This window comes from Liquorilactobacillus sicerae, assembly GCF_029916425.1.
GTDB lineage: Bacteria > Bacillota > Bacilli > Lactobacillales > Lactobacillaceae > Liquorilactobacillus > Liquorilactobacillus sicerae.
Window position 1 is genome coordinate 1 of record NZ_JAHAVQ010000298.1, and the last position, 420, is coordinate 420.

1 pseudogene is annotated in these 420 nt (G+C 44.5%); it reads right to left on the bottom strand.

Annotated features, from left to right (window positions below):
* Window positions 1–420, bottom strand: a pseudogene (locus KH893_RS12530) (DNA-directed RNA polymerase subunit beta); the annotation flags it as partial.

A 420-nucleotide genomic window follows, 5' to 3' on the forward strand; every position in this document is an offset into this window, starting at 1 on the left:
GTTCCATCTTCTTCGCGGACTTTAATCGTTCGGCCATCGACATATTCGATTGTGCCCTTTTCTTCAGCAATTTGTGCTAGCCCAGAATCGACCGCTGCGCGATACTCAATCCCAGTTCCAACAATTGGTGAATGAGGAGCAACTAAAGGTACAGCTTGGCGCTGCATGTTGGCACCCATCAAGGCACGGTTGGAATCATCATTTTCAAGGAAAGGAATAGCAGCCGTCGAAACAGCAACGACCTGTTTTGGAGAAACATCCATATAATCAACATCTTCGATCGGTGTTTCAATATTGTTATCGCCATGACGAGCAGTAACAGTCGGGTTTGTGAAAGAACCATCATCATTTAATGGCGAGTTAGCTTGAGCAATTGTATAATTATCTTCGACATCGGCAGTCAAATAATCGATCTTGTCG